General features: G+C 67.2%; 18 protein-coding genes. 7 read left to right on the top strand and 11 right to left on the bottom strand.

What is annotated here, in order from left to right:
• Window positions 1-43: 43 nt before the first annotated feature.
• The 4 genes from DMB37_RS22825 to DMB37_RS22810 all read right to left on the bottom strand — a co-directional run bounded on the left by DMB37_RS22825 (window position 44) and on the right by DMB37_RS22810 (window position 5,294).
• On the bottom strand, window positions 44-1,750 hold the full coding sequence (locus DMB37_RS22825; RefSeq protein ID WP_135234445.1) for an ABC transporter ATP-binding protein: 1,707 nt from the start codon (window positions 1,748-1,750) through the stop codon (window positions 44-46).
• On the bottom strand, window positions 1,747-2,724 hold the full coding sequence (locus tag DMB37_RS22820; RefSeq protein ID WP_135234444.1) for an ABC transporter permease: 978 nt from the start codon (window positions 2,722-2,724) through the stop codon (window positions 1,747-1,749). Before DMB37_RS22820 ends, DMB37_RS22825 begins: the two co-directional genes overlap by 4 nt.
• Window positions 2,717-3,643 (bottom strand): ABC transporter permease, encoded by a 927-nt coding sequence (locus DMB37_RS22815; protein ID WP_135234443.1) that lies wholly within the window; start codon window positions 3,641-3,643, stop codon window positions 2,717-2,719. The genes DMB37_RS22820 and DMB37_RS22815 overlap by 8 nt, the downstream gene beginning before the upstream one ends.
• A gap of 61 nt (window positions 3,644-3,704) precedes the next feature.
• Window positions 3,705-5,294 carry an ABC transporter substrate-binding protein gene (locus DMB37_RS22810; protein ID WP_107653777.1) on the bottom strand — a complete coding sequence of 530 codons (1,590 nt, stop codon included), beginning with the start codon at window positions 5,292-5,294 and terminating at the stop codon, window positions 3,705-3,707.
• Between the two features lie 414 nt (window positions 5,295-5,708).
• Between DMB37_RS22810 and acs the strand changes: the two genes are divergently transcribed.
• The 4 genes from acs to DMB37_RS22790 all read left to right on the top strand — a co-directional run bounded on the left by acs (window position 5,709) and on the right by DMB37_RS22790 (window position 10,626).
• The gene (gene acs, locus DMB37_RS22805) at window positions 5,709-7,703 is read left to right on the top strand and encodes an acetate--CoA ligase (protein WP_135234442.1); all 1,995 of its coding nucleotides are present in this window, start codon (window positions 5,709-5,711) and stop codon (window positions 7,701-7,703) included.
• 178 nt (window positions 7,704-7,881) lie between these two features.
• Window positions 7,882-9,141, top strand: a complete 1,260-nt coding sequence (gene nhaA / locus DMB37_RS22800; protein WP_240772564.1) for a Na+/H+ antiporter NhaA — start codon at window positions 7,882-7,884, stop codon at window positions 9,139-9,141.
• Window positions 9,138-9,644: a phage holin family protein gene (locus DMB37_RS22795; RefSeq protein ID WP_107653774.1), complete on the top strand. Its 507-nt coding sequence runs from the start codon at window positions 9,138-9,140 to the stop codon at window positions 9,642-9,644. The genes nhaA and DMB37_RS22795 overlap by 4 nt, the downstream gene beginning before the upstream one ends.
• Before the next feature lie 46 nt (window positions 9,645-9,690).
• Window positions 9,691-10,626: an alpha/beta fold hydrolase gene (locus tag DMB37_RS22790; RefSeq protein ID WP_135234440.1), complete on the top strand. Its 936-nt coding sequence runs from the start codon at window positions 9,691-9,693 to the stop codon at window positions 10,624-10,626.
• A 193-nt stretch (window positions 10,627-10,819) separates the two neighbouring features.
• Here the strand turns inward: DMB37_RS22790 and DMB37_RS22785 are convergent, their stop codons facing one another.
• Genes DMB37_RS22785 through nth form a run of 4 tightly spaced genes read right to left on the bottom strand, consistent with a single transcriptional unit; the run spans window position 10,820 to window position 14,191 of the window.
• Window positions 10,820-12,013 carry a MarP family serine protease gene (locus DMB37_RS22785; protein ID WP_107653772.1) on the bottom strand — a complete coding sequence of 398 codons (1,194 nt, stop codon included), beginning with the start codon at window positions 12,011-12,013 and terminating at the stop codon, window positions 10,820-10,822.
• Window positions 12,010-12,726 (bottom strand): CoA pyrophosphatase, encoded by a 717-nt coding sequence (locus DMB37_RS22780; RefSeq protein WP_135234439.1) that lies wholly within the window; start codon window positions 12,724-12,726, stop codon window positions 12,010-12,012. Before DMB37_RS22780 ends, DMB37_RS22785 begins: the two co-directional genes overlap by 4 nt.
• A complete protein-coding gene (locus DMB37_RS22775; protein ID WP_167768907.1) occupies window positions 12,723-13,361 on the bottom strand; it encodes a TlpA disulfide reductase family protein in 639 nt (212 codons plus the stop codon). The genes DMB37_RS22780 and DMB37_RS22775 overlap by 4 nt, the downstream gene beginning before the upstream one ends.
• The gene (gene nth / locus DMB37_RS22770; RefSeq protein ID WP_135234438.1) at window positions 13,358-14,191 is read right to left on the bottom strand and encodes an endonuclease III; all 834 of its coding nucleotides are present in this window, start codon (window positions 14,189-14,191) and stop codon (window positions 13,358-13,360) included. Before nth ends, DMB37_RS22775 begins: the two co-directional genes overlap by 4 nt.
• 106 nt (window positions 14,192-14,297) lie before the next feature.
• Between nth and DMB37_RS22765 the strand changes: the two genes are divergently transcribed.
• Entirely contained in the window at window positions 14,298-14,525 is a 228-nt protein-coding gene (locus DMB37_RS22765) for a hypothetical protein (RefSeq protein WP_107659949.1), read from the top strand.
• 248 nt (window positions 14,526-14,773) lie between these two features.
• The gene (locus tag DMB37_RS22760) at window positions 14,774-15,448 is read left to right on the top strand and encodes a Crp/Fnr family transcriptional regulator (protein ID WP_011206875.1); all 675 of its coding nucleotides are present in this window, start codon (window positions 14,774-14,776) and stop codon (window positions 15,446-15,448) included.
• 94 nt (window positions 15,449-15,542) lie between these two features.
• Here the strand turns inward: DMB37_RS22760 and DMB37_RS22755 are convergent, their stop codons facing one another.
• Genes DMB37_RS22755 through DMB37_RS22745 form a run of 3 tightly spaced genes read right to left on the bottom strand, consistent with a single transcriptional unit; the run spans window position 15,543 to window position 17,021 of the window.
• The gene (locus tag DMB37_RS22755) at window positions 15,543-16,334 is read right to left on the bottom strand and encodes an MBL fold metallo-hydrolase (protein WP_135234437.1); all 792 of its coding nucleotides are present in this window, start codon (window positions 16,332-16,334) and stop codon (window positions 15,543-15,545) included.
• Between the two features lie 46 nt (window positions 16,335-16,380).
• A complete protein-coding gene (locus tag DMB37_RS22750) occupies window positions 16,381-16,848 on the bottom strand; it encodes a RidA family protein (RefSeq protein ID WP_107653768.1) in 468 nt (155 codons plus the stop codon).
• 11 nt (window positions 16,849-16,859) lie between these two features.
• The gene (locus DMB37_RS22745) at window positions 16,860-17,021 is read right to left on the bottom strand and encodes a DUF4177 domain-containing protein (RefSeq protein ID WP_014981181.1); all 162 of its coding nucleotides are present in this window, start codon (window positions 17,019-17,021) and stop codon (window positions 16,860-16,862) included.
• 225 nt (window positions 17,022-17,246) lie between these two features.
• Here DMB37_RS22745 and DMB37_RS22740 point away from each other — a divergent pair, with 225 nt between their 5' ends.
• Complete coding sequence (locus DMB37_RS22740; protein WP_107653767.1) at window positions 17,247-18,266, top strand: ArsA-related P-loop ATPase; 1,020 nt, start codon at window positions 17,247-17,249, stop codon at window positions 18,264-18,266.

Below are 18,266 nucleotides of genomic sequence, written 5' to 3'. Positions count from 1 at the left end.
CGCCGAACTTCGAGTGTGCCGCCGATCTCGACGAGCCGATTGTTCAGCTCACCAACAGATCTCGGCCCGGGATGGCGTCGAGCAGCCGCCGGGTGTACTCCTCCCGAGGATTGTCGAAGACCTCCTGTGTGGACGCCGCCTCGACCACCTTGCCGGTCTGCATGACCAGCACGTCATCCGCGATCTGCCGGACAACAGCCAGGTCGTGGGTGATGAACACATACGACAGACCCAACTCGGCCTGCAGATCATTCAGCAGTCGCAGAATCTGCGCCTGCACCAGCACGTCGAGCGCGGACACCGCCTCGTCACAGACCACGACCTCGGGCGAGAGCGCGAGGGCGCGGGCCACAGCGACGCGCTGACGCTGACCACCCGACAACTCGTTCGGGTACCGGCGCATCACAGTGGACGGCAGCGACACCTTGTCGAGCAGCTCGCGCACCGTGGCCTCGCGCTCCTTCGGGGTGCCGATGTCGTGCGTGCGCAACGGCTCCTCGATGGTGCGGTAGATCGAGTACATCGGGTCCAGCGAGCCGTACGGGTCCTGGAAGATCGGCTGCACCCGGCGCCGGAACGCGAAGGCGCTCTTGCGATCCAGCTTCGCCACCTCTTGACCGTCGAAGGTGACCTTGCCCGACGTCGGCTCGAGCAGACCGAGGATCATCTGCGCGACCGTCGATTTACCCGAGCCGGATTCGCCGACGATGGCGGTGGTCGTGCCGCGCCGAAGCCGGAACGAAACATCCTGCACCGCAAGGAAGTCAGTCGACTTCCACGGGACGCTGCCGCGGATCTTGAACGCCTTGGTGAGGTTCTCGACCACCACTACGTCGTCGGGCACTACGGACAGCTCGGTGTCGGCCGCCGCGATCTGCTCGGCCACCTGCACCGCCTGCTCGCGGATCTCGATGCGCTGCTTCACCGAGGACAACCGCTGCGACGCGAGCGAGGGCGCCGAGTTCACCAGCCGCTTGGTGTACAGGTGCTGCGGTTCGCGCAGAATCTGCAGGGCCGGACCGGATTCCACGACGCGACCGCGATACATCACCACCAGATGCTCCGCGCGTTCGGCGGCGAGGCCGAGGTCGTGCGTGATCAGCAGTACCGCGGTACCGAGCTCGTTGGTGAGGCCTTCGAGGTGATCGAGGATCTGCCGCTGCACGGTGACGTCGAGCGCCGACGTCGGCTCGTCCGCGATCAGCAGCTTGGGCCGGCACGCCAGACCGATGGCGATGAGCGCGCGCTGGCGCATGCCGCCGGAGAACTCGTGTGGGTACTGGTTCACCCGGCGTTCCCCGTCGGACATGCCCGCTTCGTGCAGCAGTTCGATGGCTCGCTGTTTGGCCGCCTTACCCTTGGCGATGCCGTTGGCCTCCAACGTCTCCCGGATCTGGAAGCCGACCTTCCACACCGGGTTCAGGTTCGACATCGGGTCCTGCGGGACCAGCCCGATCCCGCTACCACGAACCGCGATGACGTCTTTCTTCGACGCCTTCGCGAGATCCTTGCCGTCGAACAGGATCGAGCCGGAGGTCACCTGCCCGGTGCCGGGCAGCAGATCGATGATCGCGTGCGCGGTGGTGGACTTGCCCGAGCCGGATTCGCCGACGATCGCGACGGTCTGGCCCGGGTACACCGACAGGTTCACATCGCGGACGGCGGGTATTTTCTTGCCGTCGGAGGTGAAACAGACGTTCAGGTCCTTGATTTCGAGCAGGGGCGACTGTGCGCTGCGGGACTCACTCATCGCTTCCTAGCCTTCGGGTCGAGGGCTTCGCGCAGTGCGTCGCCCAGCAAGATGAAGCTCAGCACCGTGAGCGCGAGTGCCGTTGCCGGATAGAACAGGATCGCGGAGGTGCGAATCTCCTTCTGCCCCGACGAGATATCGGCGCCCCACGACACAATCGTGCGCGGCAGGCCGACACCGAGGTAGGACAACGTCGCCTCGGTGACGATGAACACGCCGAGCCAGATCGTGGTGACGACGATCAACGGGCCAGCCGCGTTCGGCACCACATGGCGCAGCAGTGTGCGTATTCGAGAGACGCCCAAAGCCTTTGCCGCCGTGACGTAATCGCTGTTCTTCGCCTGGATCACCGCACTGCGTGCGATCCTGGCCGCCTGTGGCCAGGTGAACGAGGCGAGGACCAGGACCACGGTCCAGATGGTCCGCGCATCGAGCAGCTGCATGATCACGATCGCGGCCAGCATCAGCGGGATCGCGAAGAAGACTTCCGCGATACGCGACACGATCGAGTCGAGTAGCCCGCCGTAGAACCCGGACAGTGCGCCGAGGACGCCGCCGATCAGCACGAACAGGACGGTCGAGCCGACGCCTGCCAGCACCGAAGCCCGTGCGCCGTAAACGGTTCGGGCGTAGATGTCACAGCCCTGTTTGTCGAAGCCGAACGGATGACCAGGACCGCGCGGATCCATGCTGAAGTCGCCGTTGCAGTAGCGCGGATCCTGGCTGGTGAACAGGCCGGGCCAGAGGACGACGATGAGCACGAACAGGATCATCAGCATGGCGACGATGAAGATCGGGTTGCGCCGCAGTTGTCGCCAGGCGTCCTGCCAGATGCTGGTCGGCGAGCCCGCGTCGACGACCATGTCGGTGGCGAGCACCTCGACCTCGTCGGGCGGGGCGACGAAGTAGGTCTGCCTGCCGCGGGCCGCACTCTCCGCGAGGTCGATTCCTTTTCCTTTGTCGAGGTCAGGCATAGCGAATCCTCGGATCGAGTGCGGCGTAGAGCAGGTCGACGACCAGGTTGGAGATCAGGAAGATGATGATCAGGACCGTCACGAACGACACCACGGTGGGCGGTTCGCCGCGGGTGATCGCCTGGAACAACGTGCCGCCGACGCCGGGAATGTTGAAGATGCCCTCGGTGACGATCGCGCCGCCCATCAGCGAGCCGAGTTCGGCGCCGAGGAAGGTGATCACCGGGATCATCGAGTTACGCAGGATGTGCACCGTCACCACCCGGGGCCTGCTCAGCCCCTTGGCGGTCGCGGTGCGGACGAAGTCGGCGGACATGTTCTCCGCCACCGAGTTCCGGGTCAGCCGCAGCACATAGGCGAACGACAACGACCCGAGCACGAAAGCGGGGACCAGCAATTCGGTGAAACTCGCCTTGCCGGTGACGGTCACCGGTGCGATCCCCCACTTCACCCCGAGCAGGAACTGCGCGAGGAAGCCGATGACGAAGATCGGGACCGCGATCACGACCAGGCTGACGACCAGCATGGTCGAGTCGAACAGCTTGCCCTTGCGCAGCCCGGCCACCAGGCCGAAGATGACGCCGAACACGGCCTCGATGCACACCGCCATGGCGGCGAGTTTGATGGTGATCGGGAAGGCCCGCGCCAGCTCGTCGCGCACCGGCCTGCCGGAGAAGGCGGTGCCGAAGTCGAACGTGACAATGCCCTTCAGATACAGCAGATACTGCATGATGAAGGGCTGGTCGAGGTGGTACCGCGCGCGGAGCTGGGCTTCCACCGCGGGGGTCATGGGTTTGTCGCCGGCGAGGGCCTGAATCGGATCGCCGGGAATGAGGAATACCAGGGCATAGATGAGCAGCGTCGCCCCGAGGAACACGGGGATCATCTGAAGCAGACGCCGCACGACATACCAGGCCATTTCGTCTCCTGGGTCAGTGGTGAGCCGCGCCGTCGGGTTCGACGGCGCGGCTCATCAGCGGCTACTTCTCGATGTTTTCGAAGTCGAACAGACCGTTCCAGGCGAGCTCGGCCTTCTTCACCTTGTCCGAGCGACCGGCGTTGGCGATGTAGTCGAGCACCGGGATGTCGGCCATGTCCCTGAGCATCAGGGTCTGCGCCTGCGCGACGATCTTGTAGGACTCTTCCTGGGTCGGCGCGGCGAGCGCGGCGTCGAGCAGCTTGTCGAACTCCAGGTTCTTCCAGTCGACGTTGTTGGTCTCGGAGTAGCTGTAGTACTGCGAGGTCAGGAACTGCAGCATGGTCGGGTAGTCACCCTGCCAGCCGTAGCGGAACGCCTTGCCGATGCTCTTGGCGTTCACCTCGTCGCGGATGTTCTTGAAGGTCGGGTACGGCGCGCCGACGGCCTCGATGCCGAGGGTGTTCTTGATGCTGTTGGCCACGGCTTCGATCCAGGCCTGGTGGCCGCCGTCGGAGTTGTAGGCGATCTCGTAGCGACCCGACCACGGGGAGATGGCGTTGGCCTGGGCCCACACCTTCTTGGCCTCTTCGGGGTTGAAGTTCAGCGCCTCGGAGCCGGGCAGGTTCGGATTGAAGCCGGGCAGCGAGGCCGAGGTGAAGTCGCGCGCGGGCAGCCGGGAGCCGTGGAAGATGTTCTGGCAGATCTGCTCGCGGTTGATCGCCATCGACAGGGCCTTGCGGCGCAGGACGCCTTCCTCGCCACTGAAGTGCGGGACGTTGGCCTGGATGCCGATGTGCTGGTTCTGCGCGGTGGGCTTGGTGATCGCCCGATCGCCGAGGTCCTGCTTGTAGGACGCGAGCGCGCTGTCGGGAATCGTGTCGAGCGTGTCGAGGTTGCCTGCGAGCAGATCGGCATAGGCCGTGTCGAAGGACTGGTACATCACGAACCGCAAGCCCTTGTTCTTCGGCGCGCGGCCGCCCTTGTAGTCCGGGTTGGGCACCAGGTCGATCTGGACGTTGTGCTGCCACGCACCGTTACTGGCGAACTTGTACGGGCCGTTGCCGATCGGGTTCTCGCCGAAGGCCTTGATGTCCTTGAACGCGGCTTCGGGCAGCGGGTAGAACGGCGCGTAGCCGAGTTCGGTCTCGAAATCGATGGAGGGCGACTTGAGCTCGACAGTGAAGGTGCGGTCATCGACCACCTTCAAGCCCCGGAGCGTCTGGGCCGTCGGCTTCTCCGCGGACACCTCCTCGAACCCGACGATCGGGGTGAACACGTAGCTCTGCAACTGTGCGTTGGTGCCGAGCGCGCCGTAGTTCCACGCGTCGACGAACGACTTCGCCTTGACCGGGGTGCCGTCACTGAACTTCCAGTCCGGCTTGAGGGTGATCTTGTAGTTCTTCCGGTCGGACGACTCGATCGACTCAGCCATCTCGTTGTGCGCCACACCGTTGGCGTCGTAGTACTTCAGGCCGGCGAACAGCCGGTCGACTACGCGGCCGCCCATGTTCTCGTTGGTGTTGGTGGGCACCAACGGGTTCTGCGGCTCACCACCACCGGTGGTGACGATGCCCTCGTCGGCACTGCTGTCCGACGAACACCCGGCCAGGCCGAGGCTGGTAGCCAGCAGCGCGGCCGCGGTCAGCGCCATTGCTCTGTTGAATCTCAACGCGTTCTCCCGTTTTCGAGAAGGGCGGAATCCGTGGCATGCGCATGAGGTCACCAGGCGCATGCCAGCACAATCCGCCTTGGGTGTCTCGGAGGGTAGCCACCGAAACGGACTCTGTCATCGGATTGACCAAGGTTCATTCCACTTGTTCCCAATCCGGCAACACGGTCGAAACACCAAAAACATCGCGCGAAAACGACCTATCCACCGGAACATTGCCTCCGTAGAGGTCGCCCGGCATCTCTCGGGTCGGACCCTTCCGTTGCGGATTGCGCGACGGCGTGACGGGACCGAAACCCGGTGGACACACCGGACGCGGCGTAGGTCACAGTTGATTACTGTCGAACGTGCTGCGTTTGAATTGTGCGCTCAGGCTACGTGGAAAGAAGAACCGAGATGACCGAAACCGCCGACCACAAGGACTCGTACTCGCCGATCGCGGAGTTCGCGGCCGCGGCGAACGCCGGTGCCGAGCTCTACGAGCAGGCGTCGGCCGATCGCGACGCGTTCTGGGCCGAGCAGGCGAGTCGGTTGCACTGGCATCAGCCGTGGGGTCAGGTACTGGACTGGAGCGACGCGCCGGTGGCGAAATGGTTCGCCGACGGCAAGCTCAACGTCGCCTACAACTGCGTGGACCGGCACGTGCTGGACGGCCACGGTGACCAGGTCGCCATCCACTGGGAGGGCGAACCGGGCGACTCGCGCGCCGTCACCTACCGCGAGTTGCTCGCCGAAGTCAGCCGTGCCGCAAACTACTTCACCGAGCTCGGCCTCGAAGCCGGCGACCGTGTCGCCATCTACATGCCGATGGTGCCCGAGGCCATCGTCGCGATGCTGGCCTGCGCCCGGCTCGGCCTCACCCACTCGGTGGTGTTCGCCGGCTTCTCCCCCACCGCGCTGCGCCAGCGGGTCGACGACGCGAGCGCCCGGCTGATCGTCACCACCGACGGGCAGTGGCGCCGCGGCAAGGCCGCCCCGCTCAAGGAGGCGGTGGACGAGGCGTTGTCCGCGAACGGCGATGTGCCGCGCCCGGGGACGGCAGGCGGCGGAGCCGACGGGGTGGGTAAGCACAGTGTTGAGCATGTCTTGGTCGTCCGGCGCACCGAAATCGAGGTGCCGTGGACCGAAGGCCGCGACCTGTGGTGGCACGAGACCGTCGCCGAAGCTTCACCGGAACACGAGGCACAGCCGTTCGATGCCGAGCACCCGCTGTTCATCCTCTATACATCCGGCACCACCGGAAAGCCGAAGGGGATCCTGCACACCTCCGGTGGCTATCTGACCCAGGCGTCCTACACCCACCACAACGTCTTCGATCACAAAGCGGGACAAGACGTCTACTGGTGCACCGCCGACATCGGCTGGGTCACCGGGCACAGCTACATCGTCTACGGACCACTGTCCAACCGCGCCACCCAGGTGGTCTACGAGGGCACGCCGAACTTTCCGGACGAGCACCGGCACTGGCAGATCGTGGAAAAGTACGGCGTCAGCATCTATTACACGGCGCCGACGCTGGTGCGCACGTTCATGAAGTGGGGCCGCGAGATCCCCGCCGCGCACGATCTGTCCAGCATCCGGCTGCTCGGCTCGGTCGGCGAGCCGATCAACCCGGAGGCCTGGCGCTGGTACCGCGACGTGATCGGCGCGGGCACGGCGCCCGTGGTGGACACCTGGTGGCAGACCGAGACCGGCGCCATCATGATCTCGCCGCTGCCCGGCGTCACCGCGACCAAGCCCGGCGCGGCGATGGCGCCGCTGCCCGGTATCTCGGCGCTCGTGGTGGACGAGGAGGGCAAGCCGGTGCAGCGCGGCGAGACCGAGGCCAACGGCTACCTCGTGCTCGACCAGCCGTGGCCGTCGATGCTGCGCGGCATCTGGGGCGACATGGAGCGGTACCGGGCCACCTACTGGGAGCGCTACGCCGCGCAGGGCTGGTACTTCGCCGGCGACGGCGCCAAGCTCGACGCCGACGGCGACCTCTGGGTGCTCGGCCGGGTGGACGACGTGATGAACGTGTCCGGCCACCGGATCTCCACCGCCGAGGTGGAGTCGGCGCTGGTCGGGCACTCCGGCGTGGCGGAGGCCGCGGTGGTCGGGGCCAGCGACGAGACCACCGGGCAGGGCATCGTCGCGTTCGTCATCCTGACCGCCGAGGCCAAGGACACCGGCGCCGCGCTGGTCGACGAGCTCAAGGCCGAGGTGTCGCGCGAGATCAGCCCGATCGCACGGCCGAGGGAGATCCACGTGGTGCCCGAGCTGCCCAAGACGCGCAGCGGCAAGATCATGCGCCGGTTGCTGCGCGACGTCGCCGAGGGCAGGGAACTCGGCGACACCTCCACACTGGTCGATCCCAACGTCTTCGAGGCGATCAGGGCGACCAAGGCGTAAGCCGTTCAGCGGGGCACACATAGTAGGGCCGGTGGCGGTGTTCCGTCACCGGCCCTACCCGTTAGGATTGCGTAAGGTGTGCCGGGAAGTCTGGTCGGCCTGCGAGCGTGCCCGACTGCCGAGTCGGTGGATGGCGTGGTCGCAGCGTTGACCGACCGACGCCGAAAGGTTCTCCGTGATCACGCAGGTGCGCTCGGAACTATCCCGCTATCTCCGCACCGAAACAGTCGGCGGCGCAATCCTTCTCATCGCGGCCGCCGTGGCGTTGCTGTGGGTGAACTCGCCGTGGGGCGACAGCTACGTGACGATGACCGAGACGCCGCTGGCCATCGCGCCGCTGCACCTCGACCTCACGCTGGCGGACTGGACCAAGGACGGTCTGCTCGCCATCTTCTTCTTCGTCGCCGGGCTGGAACTCAAACGCGAGCTCGTGGTCGGCGAGCTGGCCGATCCGAAACGGGCGGCGCTGCCGATCATCGCCGCGCTCGGCGGCGTGGTCACCCCCGCATTGATCGCCCTGGCGGTCGGCTTCGGCGAGCCAGGGATGGATCGCGGCTGGGCCATTCCGGTGGCCACCGACATCGCGTTCGCGCTGGCCGTGCTCGCCATGACCGGTTCGCGCATCCCGGCGAGCGCGCGGGTGTTCCTGCTCAGCCTCGCGGTGGTCGACGACCTGGTGGCCATCATCCTCATCGCCGTCTTGTTCACCACCACGCTGTCGCTGCTGTGGCTGCTGGCCGCCGCGGCCTGCTTCGCCGGCTGGGCGCTGGCCCAGCACAAGCGGGTCAGCACGCCGTTGCTCTATGTTCCGCTGGCGCTGGTGTCCTGGTACGCGCTGCACGAGGCGGGTATCCATCCGACGCTGGCCGGCGTGGCCCTCGGCCTGCTCACCAGGGTGCGCCTGGACCCCGGCGAGGAGCAGGCGCCCGCCACCCGGTTGGAGCATCTCGTCCAGCCGATCTCGGCCGGGCTGTGTGTGCCGCTGTTCGCGTTGTTCGCCTCCGGAGTTCCGTTGGACGGCAAGGTGTTCGGCGAGCTGTTCAGCGACAGGCTGGCGCTGGCCGTGATTCTCGGCTTGCTGCTCGGCAAGACGGTGGGAATCTTCGGGATCAGCTGGCTCGCAATCCGGTTGGGCGTGGCGAAGCGCCCGGCCGGATTGGGCTATCGCGACATGTTCGCCCTGTCGGTGCTCGGCGCGATCGGGTTCACCGTTAGCCTTCTGGTGGCAGAACTCGCGCTTGCCGACGTCGACGACGGCTCCGCGGTCGAATTGGCGAAGGCGGCTGTGTTGGTCACATCAATGGCGGCGTCGCTCGCCGGTTCGGCGCTACTGTTGCGACGTGGGCGTGTCCACCAGGCGCGGCGGGACGCCCGTGCGCTACAACGAAAGAGTGAGGCCGAAGCAGTGCCTGGACAGGGAGAAGGGTCTACCAAGTGAGTTTCACAAACGGCGGTAACGGAAACGACGCACAGCGCGGTCGTACGGTGACCTCCATTCCCCTGTCCGACGCCAACCCCAGCGGCAGCGCCAGCTTCGGCACGCTGGTGCGCGACGCGACCGAGCAGATGTCCACCCTGGTCCGCGCGGAGGTCGCCCTGGCCAAGGCCGAGGTGACCGGCGAGATCAAGAAGGGCCTGCAGGGCAGCGTCTACTTCATCCTCGCGCTGACCGTCCTGCTGTTCAGCACATTCTTCTTTTTCTTCTTCCTCGGTGAGCTGCTCGACGTGTGGCTGGCCCGCTGGGCCGCCTTCCTGATCGTGTTCGCGCTGATGATCGTCGCGACCGCGCTACTCGCCTTCCTCGGCTATCTGCGGGTGAAGAAACTGCGGGCGCCGGAGAAGACGATCGACTCGCTCAAGCAGGCCAAGGCGGTGCTGCCGCACGGCTTCGGCGCGGCCGCGCACGACGACTACCGTTCGCTGGAAAAACCCGCTTCGTAACCGCTCGCTCGCGCGCGGATACCCCGAACTACTAGGCTGCCTCGGCGTGTCGTCGCACTTCATTCCGGATCCGTCCAGCGTCCGTTTCGACGGGCCGTGGGCGCATCGGGACGTTCATGCCAACGGCATTCGATTCCACGTGGTGGATGCCGCCCCCGAGCGCACCGACGCGCCGCTGGTCGTGCTGTTGCACGGCTTCGCCGACTTCTGGTGGTCCTGGCGACATCAGCTGACCGGGCTCGCCGAGCTCGGATATCGCGTGGTGGCGGTCGACCTGCGCGGGTACGGCGACAGCGACAAACCGCCGCGCGGCTACGACGGCTGGACCCTGGCAGGCGATATCGCCGGGCTCATCCGCGCGCTCGGCTACACCGACGCGACCCTGGTCGGGCATGCCGACGGCGGACTGGTGTGCTGGGCGACCGCGGTGCTGCACCCCCGGCTGGTTCGGTCCATCGCGGTGGTGAGCTCACCGCATCCCGCGGCCCTCAAGAGCGCGGTGCTGCGCAACCGGCACCAGCGCGCGACCTGGCTGCCGAACTTTCTGCGCTACCAGCTGCCCCGCTACGGCGAACGGCTGCTGACCACCGGTGACGGCTTCGAGGTCGAGCGCATGCTGCGCGCGAGGGTGAGCGGATCCTGGTCCGGCACCACCGAATTCGTCGACACGGCGCGGCGCATGCGCTCGGCCATCCAGATTCCCGGCGCGGCGCACTGTGCGCTGGAGTATCAGCGCTGGGCCTTCCGCAGCCAGTGGCGGCCTGACGGCCGCCGGTTCATGGCCACCATGCGCGAGCCGATCCGCATCCCGGTTCTCGCCATGCGCGGTGACCTGGACCCCTATGTGCTCGGCAGCACCTTCCGGCGCGGCAGCCACCTCTCCCCGGACCGCCGCCTGGCCACCATTCCCGCTGCGGGGCACTTTGCGCACCAGGAGAATCCGGATGTGGTGACCGCGGAGCTGGCGAAGCTGCTGGCATAGTGCGGCGGTGACCCCGGCGGCTCTCGGGTCGAATCCGCGAGTGCTGAACGCGACATCAGCCGGGTCCTGGTCGAATTCCGACAGATGCCAGACGCGACATGAGCCGGGTCCCGGTTGAATTCGACGCTGCAAGCCAACCCAGCCGGGGCCCGGGTCGAGTACGGCGACGCCGAACCAGACCCGGGAGTAGCGCTCAGCTCAGTACGCAGGCACCGGTGCCCACCGGGATGTTCGACCCGGTCGCGGCGTCGAGCTGGGCGCGGACCTCGGCCAACGTGAGCACGTAACCCGTGTCGTCGTCGGTCACGGCGGCGCCGAAGACGACTCCGAGCACCTCACCCTCCGTGTCCACCAGCGGCCCACCGGAGTTGCCCGCGCGGACGCGGCCACGCACGGTGTAGACCTCACGTTCCACGGTGCCGTCCCGGTAGATCGTCGGACCGGTGAGGTCCAACGTCTCGCGGATACGGGCCGCGCTCGCCGTGTACGGACCACCGCCGGGGTAGCCGAGCACGATGGCACTGTCGCCGGGCCGCGCGGCGGCGGGCGCCTGCGGCACCACCGGGGCGGTGAGCCCGGGCACCGCGAGCACCGCGACGTCCTTGGACGGGTCGAACAGCACCACGTTCGCGTCCAGCGGCCCACGCACCGTGTCCACCACGACGCTGGTGGTGCCGGCGACCACGTGAGCGTTGGTCATGATCCGCTCGGGGGCGATCACGAAACCCGAACCCTCCAGTGCCCGCTGGCAGCTCGGCGCGACGCCGCGGATGCGCAGCACGCTCTGCTGCAGTGCGGCGGCGACCGGGCTGGACAGCACGCTCGGGTCCGGCGCGTCGACGGCGGCGATCGGGGCGCGGCCGAAGGGGCCGATCACGTCCGGCAGGCCGGAGGTGTTGAGCAGCTTGGAGAACTCGTTGGGCAGGCGGCGCAGCCAGTTCGGCGCGACCTCGTTGACGTCGGTGAGCACCCGCGAACCGTTGATCGCGGTGGCGATCGACGGCTGCGACGAGGTGGCCAGCGGCAGCGCGAGCAGCCACGCGGTGACCAGCACGGCCACCGCCTGCAGCACGGCACCGACCACGCTGTCCACACTGCGGGTGAACGGATGCCGCATGCCGCTGCGCGCGGCGCGCCCGAGCACCATGCCCGCGACCTCACCGATGATCACCAGCACCACGATCAGCAGCACGCCGGTGAGCACCCGGGTGCGGCCCTCGTCGACATGGACCAGGATGTGCGGCGCGATGAGGATGCCTGCGACCGCACCGAGCACCACGCCGAGGAAAGCGAGGGCAGACGCGACCGCGCCTTGCCGCCAGCCCGAGGAGGCGGCCAGCAGCGCGAGCAGCACCACCGCGATATCGAGCCAGGCCGAGGAGGTCATAACGTCATGCCCACGTCGGCGAGGGCGGACTCTAGGTCACGAACGTCCTTGTGGTCCCAATCGCGTTCCCAGCCTGCGGCTTTGAAGATGCCCGCCAGGATGCCGCCGGTGAGACCCCAGACCAGCATGCCGTCCACCTGGAAGGCGGGGCTCTGGTAGCCGAGGCTGCCGCGCACCAGGAAACGGTTCGCCGGATCGAGCAACGCGGACAACGGCACTCGCACCACCCGTTCGGTCTCGCTCTCGTCGACCACGCCGACCTCGCTCGGCGTGCGCCAGTAGGCCACCACCGGTGTCACATCGAAACGCGACGGCGGCACGAACAGCTTCGGCAGCACCGCAAGGGGTTCCACGCCGGAACGTTCGAGTCCGGTCTCTTCGCAGGCCTCGCGCAACGCGGTGTCGATCGGTCCGGTGTCACCGGGATCCACCGCGCCGCCGGGGAACGCGACCTGGCCGCGATGCTGGCGCATGGTGGCGGCGCGCTGGGTGAGCAACACCTCCGCGTCGGCGGGCAGTCCGCCCGGCGCGGCCGGATCGACCTCGGGCGAGCCGCCGAACAGCACCAGGACCGCCGCTTGCCGCGGGGTCGCGGTGAGCGACATGGCGCGACGCAGCGTGCGCGCGAGGGTGAGCGTGTCCGAGGCATCCGCCGCGGGCTCGGTGGCTTTGCTCAGCCACTTCGGGATGTCTTCGGGTACCGGGATGGTCATGCGGCCACTCCCAGTTCCCGCGCGACGGTGTCGCTGATGTCGTCCACTCCGCTGAACGCGCGCACCACGACCTGCGCGACCGAACCGTCCGCGCGCAGCAGCACTGAAATGGGCAGCACCGCGGGAGCGCCGACGGCCGTGCGCACGCGTGCGTCGGCATCGAGGACACCAGGGAGTTTCACGTTCAATCCGGTCAATCGTGAAATCGCCTTGGCCTCATCGGGGTCGCTGTGCACGGTCAGCACGGTAATCGCGTTTCCGGCACGTTGGGCGAACTGCTGCAAATACGGCAATTCTTGCGCACACGGTCCGCACCAGTATGCCCAGAGATTCAGCAGCGCAGGCTTACCCGCGAGCGCGGCGGAAAGCTCGACGGTCCCGCCGTCGGCCAGGCAGCCGACGGTGAGGCCGGCCAGCGGGCCGGAACCGGTGGCGCCCGCGGCGGGTCGCGGGCAGGCCGCGAGGTTCGCGGCGAGACGTTGCTGCTCGGATACCCCGGCACCGGCGCGGGCCGGCCGGCCGTTGTCCGCCGCGTTATCGGCAGCACGGTCCCGCGGCCACAGTGCAACCGCCAGCGCGATCACCGCGATCAATCCGGCCAGCGCCCATCGCCAGGCGACCGGGAGTTGTCTCACCGGCCCACCAGCTCGAGCAGATGCTCCTTCTCCGGACCCTTGACCAGCTCGGCGGCGGTGTCCGGGTCGGTGGGGCCGGTCCCGAACGAGGGGCAGTCCTTGGCGAGCACGCACACACCGCAGGCCGGCTTGCGGGCATGACACACCCGGCGGCCGTGAAAGATCACCCGGTGCGAGAGCATCGTCCAGTCTTTGCGCTCGATGAGCTCGCCGATGATGTGTTCGACCTTCACCGGGTCTTCCTCGGCGGTCCACTGCCAGCGCCGCACCAGCCGGCCGAAATGGGTGTCGACGGTGATGCCGGGCACACCGAACGCATTGCCGAGAATCACGTTGGCGGTCTTGCGGCCGATCCCGGGCAATTGCACGAGTTCGTCCATGGTGTGAGGCAATTCACCATCATGTCGCTCCAGCAGTGCCTGACCGAGGCCGATGAGCGAGTTGGCCTTGTTGCGAAAGAAACCCGTCGAGCGGATGTATTCCTCCAGCTCGGCCCGGTTGGCCTCGGCATAGGCGCGCGCGTCGGGGTACTTGGCGAACAGCGCGGGCGTGGTGAGATTCACCCGCACATCCGTGGACTGCGCGGAAAGTATTGTCGCGACCGCTAATTCGAGCGGCGTGGTGAAGTCCAGCTCACAATGCGCATCCGGGAAAGCGGCGGCCAGTGTGCGATTCATCCGGCGCGCCCGGCGGACGAGTCCGAGCTGGGTTTCCGCCTGTCGCGCCCGGGATTTCCGTTTCGGGGCTGCGACCGCGGCGGGTTGCGCATCGGTCGCCTCGGGGGCGGACGCACGCCCGTTTCCGGCGGCTGTGGAGGGGGTGACACGCACCTGTCCACCATACGGAACCGTCGGCCAACGTTGCCCGTCCAGTTCGGTTGCCGTGTTCCATCTGAGACCTAGACCGTGTTTACTCCTCCGTATGCAAGGACTCGCTGTGGTGCTCTTCCCAGTGCTGTTGATGCTGTTCGCACTGGGTATGGAGCGGGTCGAGAACCGGCTCCGCAAACTTCTCGAACCCGACGAAGAGGTTCAGCAGTACCTGGACAAAGCAAGCAACGCAGAAGTGAAAGAGCTGACGAGGCTCGGCCTGCCGGCGGCCGTGGCACGGATGCGCAAGCGCCGTACCCGCGGCGAAGAGCTGGATGTGGCCCGGGCGAGTTAGCGCTCGCCTGAGGCGGGAACCGCGCACCGGCCACCGGGGCCGCGACGGGCCCGGCGGCGGCAGCGCGGGTAATCACGCAGGGACCTGCGAACACCGCCGACAAACACTGGTACGGTTCTTCGCTGCGCCACGCAATCCACTCGTTACGTGGTGTCTGTCACTACGCTGTCATCATGCCGCGTAGACTGCGCTGTTGGCCGAGTCGCTTTCGGTCCAGTACGGAGCCATTTCCCATAAGGAGCACATAAGTGGACGAGGCCCTCGCCAGAGCAGGCATCTTCCAGGGCGTCGAGCCCACTGCGGTGGCCGCCCTCGCCAAGCAATTGCAGCCGGTGGATTTTCCGCGCGGCCACGTCATCTTCAACGAGGGTGAGCCAGGAGACCGGCTCTACATCATCACCTCGGGCAAGGTGAAGATCGGCCGCAGATCACCGGATGGCCGGGAGAACCTGCTGACCATCATGGGCCCGTCGGACATGTTCGGCGAGCTGTCGATCTTCGATCCGGGCCCGCGTACCTCCACCGCCACCACGGTGACCGAGGTCCGCGCCGTCACCATGGATCGCGACGCGCTGAAGTCCTGGATCGACCAGCGACCCGAGATCGCCGAGCAGCTGCTCCGCGTGCTCGCGCGCCGCCTGCGCCGGACCAACAACAACCTGGCCGACCTGATCTTCACCGACGTCCCCGGCCGGGTCGCCAAGGCGCTGCTGCAGCTCGCGCAGCGGTTCGGCACCCAGGAGGCAGGCGCGCTGCGGGTCACGCACGACCTGACCCAGGAGGAGATCGCCCAGCTGGTCGGCGCCTCCCGCGAAACCGTGAACAAGGCGCTCGCCGACTTCGCGCACCGCGGTTGGCTGCGGCTGGAGGGCAAGAGCGTGCTCATCTCCGACTCGGAGCGACTGGCGCGCCGCGCGCGCTGACGCGAGCTCGCGACGACCGGACAACGCGCTGGGTTCAGAGCTCCTGGAGCCCAGCGTGTTGTCGTGCGCTCAGCCTTCGGCGGGTTTCAACTGCTCAGCCTTCGGCGCGTAGGTACTCCAGCTGCGCCTGCACCGAGCTGCGGGCGGCCAGCCAGAGTCGCTTGTCGACATCGGCGTAGACACGACGGACCACGGCCATCGCGCTCGCCTTCGGGCCGAGCACCCGCAACGCCTCACGCACCTGCTCGAGGCGTTCCTGCCGGTGCGTGATGTAGTACCGGGCGACCGGCGCCAGATCGGGATGGTCCGGTCCGTGCGCGGGCAACAGCGCCTTCCCGGCACCGATCTCGACCAGACGGTCCAGTGAGGCCAGATAGTCGGCCAGGGTGCCGTCGCTGGAATCGAGCACGGTGGTGCCGCTGCCCAGAATCGTGTCACCGGTGAGCACCGCGTCGTCGAGCAGGAAACTCGTCGAATCCCCGGTGTGGCCCGGCGTCGCCACCACGGTGAGGCGCAGGCCGGCGGCCTCGATCACCTCACCGTCGACCAGCGGCGCGTCCGAACCGCGCAGAAAACCGGTGTCCTTGGCGCGCACGGGCGTTCCGGTCAGTTTCACCAAATGATCGATGCCGCCGGTGTGATCGTGGTGCCGATGCGTGATCAGCGTGAGTGCGATATTGCCCCCGGTGACCTCGGCGATCCGGGCGCCGTGCGCCTTGTCCTTCGGACCGGGATCGACCACCACACAGTCCGACCGCCCCGGCGCCCGCAGGATCCAGGTGTTGGTGCCGTCCAGCGTCATCTGGCCGGGGTTGTCCGCCAGCAGCACCGCTGCCGTCGGGGTCACCTGCCGTAGTTGTCCGTACGCGGGATGAGTCAGCGTCATCGATGTACCCCAGTCGATCGAATCCCAGTCCGGGACTTTTCAGTTGTTACCGCACCTCGGCGATGAGTTCTACCTCTACGGGAGTGTTCTTGGGCAGCTCGGACACGCCGACCGCAGAGCGCGCGTGCACGCCCGCGTCACCGAAGACCTCCGCCAGGAACTCCGACGCGCCGTTGATCACGACCGGCTGGTCGTTGTAGCCCGGTGCGGAGGCGACGAACCCGACCACCTTCACGATGCGCACCACCGCGTCCAGGCCGACCAGGCTGTGCACCGCCGCCAGCGCGTTCAGCGCGCACAGCCGCGCGGCTTCCTTCGCCTGCTCGGTGGTTACCTCGGCGCCGACCTTGCCGACCGCCGACAGCTCGCCGTCCACGAACGGCAACTGGCCGGAGGTGTAGACCAGCGAACCGGTCCGGATCGCCGGAATGTAGGCGGCCACGGGCGCGGCCACCGGAGGCAGGGTCAGGCCGAGGCGGGTGAGGTTGGTCTCCCATTCGGTCACTGCGGTCATCCCCTTCTCCTTTACTTCGGGCGCTTGAGATAGGCGACGTGCTGCTCGCCGGTCGGCCCGGGCAGCACGGTCACCAGCTCCCAGCCGTCGGCGCCCCACTGATCGAGAATCTGCTTGGTCGCGTGCGTCAACAACGGCACGGTCGCGTACTCCCACAAGCTCGCTTCACTCATGGAGGTGAGCGTAGCTGTGTCTAATTGGCGGCGCCTGCGGCGGCGCGTGTTCGGTCTCGCTTCGCTCGGAAGCCTGGTCTGCCGACGAGAATGCCTTGCGTTGCTTACCACGCAATCATCCGCTGTCTGGTACAGATACACGCCCTGGACCAGGCACTAGGCGGATCCCTCGGGCGCGATCTCAGAACGGGTTATAGGCTCGCGAGCGTGGGAGTACCAACAGCAGTGCCTGTTTCGGCGGAGCCGGGACTGGAAACAGGGTGGCCGAAGCGGGCCGAGAAGGCGCGTCTGCACTATGTCTCCGGGAAGGGCGGCACGGGCAAGTCCACGGTGGCCGCGGCGCTCGCCTTGGCGTTGGCCGCGGGTGGACGCCGGGTGTTGTTGGTGGAGGTGGAGAGCAGACAGTCGATTGCGCAGCTGTTCGATCTGCCGCCGCTGCCGCCGACCGAGACCAGGATCGCCACTGCCGACGGTGGCGGCGAGGTGGTCGCGCTCGCGCTCGACATCGAGCATGCGTTCCTCGAGTACCTGGACATGTTCTACAACCTCGGCTTCGCGGGCCGGGCGATGCGCCGGATGGGCGCCATCGAATTCGTCACCACCATCGCGCCCGGTCTGCGGGACGTCATCCTGACCGGCAAGATCAAGGAGACTGCGGTCCGGGTGGACAAGGCGGGCAAGCGGGTCTACGACGAGATCGTGGTGGACGCCCCGCCGACCGGCCGGATCGCCAGCTTCCTCGATGTCACCCAGGCCATGCTGGAGGTGGCCAAGGGCGGGCCGATCGCCTCGCAGGCCGAGGGCGTTTCCAAGCTGCTGCACTCCGATCAGACGATGATCCATCTGGTCACCCTGCTGGAGGCGCTGCCGGTGCAGGAGACGGCCGACGCGGTCGCGGAGTTGAAGGCGGCGGATCTGCGCATCGGCACGGTGATCGTGAATCGCGCCACCGAGGGCCAGCTGCCCACCGAGCTGCGCGCCAAGGCCGCACAGGGACATGTCGACACCGACGCTGTCCGGGCCGGACTCGCTTCGGCGGGAATCACCCTTTCCGACAACGACTTCCAGGGCTTGATCACCGAAACCGTCGAGCACGCAGCCACTTTGCAGGCGCAGGACGACAGCGCAGCCGACCTCGCCAAGGTCGATGTGTCCCGCATGTACCTACCCGCCCTGCCGGACGGCATGGACTTGGGTGGCCTGTACGAACTAGCCGAACACCTGAGCAAACAAGGGGTCCGATAG

The sequence above is a fragment of the Nocardia sp. CS682 genome, from assembly GCF_004634405.1.
GTDB lineage: Bacteria > Actinomycetota > Actinomycetes > Mycobacteriales > Mycobacteriaceae > Nocardia > Nocardia ninae.
The sequence above is the reverse complement of the archived record's forward strand: the minus strand, read 5'-3'. Positions and strand labels throughout refer to the sequence as shown.

Bases quoted from the DNA above. Each gene is read 5' to 3' on its own strand.
- DMB37_RS22825 (WP_135234445.1), bottom strand. From the start codon at position 1,750: ATGAGTGAGTCCCGCAGCGCACAGTCGCCCCTGCTCGAAATCAAGGAC.
- DMB37_RS22820 (WP_135234444.1), bottom strand. From the start codon at position 2,724: ATGCCTGACCTCGACAAAGGAAAAGGAATCGACCTCGCGGAGAGTGCG.
- DMB37_RS22815 (WP_135234443.1), bottom strand. From the start codon at position 3,643: ATGGCCTGGTATGTCGTGCGGCGTCTGCTTCAGATGATCCCCGTGTTC.
- DMB37_RS22810 (WP_107653777.1), bottom strand. From the start codon at position 5,294: ATGGCGCTGACCGCGGCCGCGCTGCTGGCTACCAGCCTCGGCCTGGCC.
- acs (WP_135234442.1), top strand. From the start codon at position 5,709: ATGACCGAAACCGCCGACCACAAGGACTCGTACTCGCCGATCGCGGAG.
- DMB37_RS22785 (WP_107653772.1), bottom strand. From the start codon at position 12,013: ATGACCTCCTCGGCCTGGCTCGATATCGCGGTGGTGCTGCTCGCGCTG.
- DMB37_RS22780 (WP_135234439.1), bottom strand. From the start codon at position 12,726: ATGACCATCCCGGTACCCGAAGACATCCCGAAGTGGCTGAGCAAAGCC.
- DMB37_RS22755 (WP_135234437.1), bottom strand. From the start codon at position 16,334: ATGACGCTGACTCATCCCGCGTACGGACAACTACGGCAGGTGACCCCG.
- DMB37_RS22750 (WP_107653768.1), bottom strand. From the start codon at position 16,848: ATGACCGCAGTGACCGAATGGGAGACCAACCTCACCCGCCTCGGCCTG.
- DMB37_RS22745 (WP_014981181.1), bottom strand. From the start codon at position 17,021: ATGAGTGAAGCGAGCTTGTGGGAGTACGCGACCGTGCCGTTGTTGACG.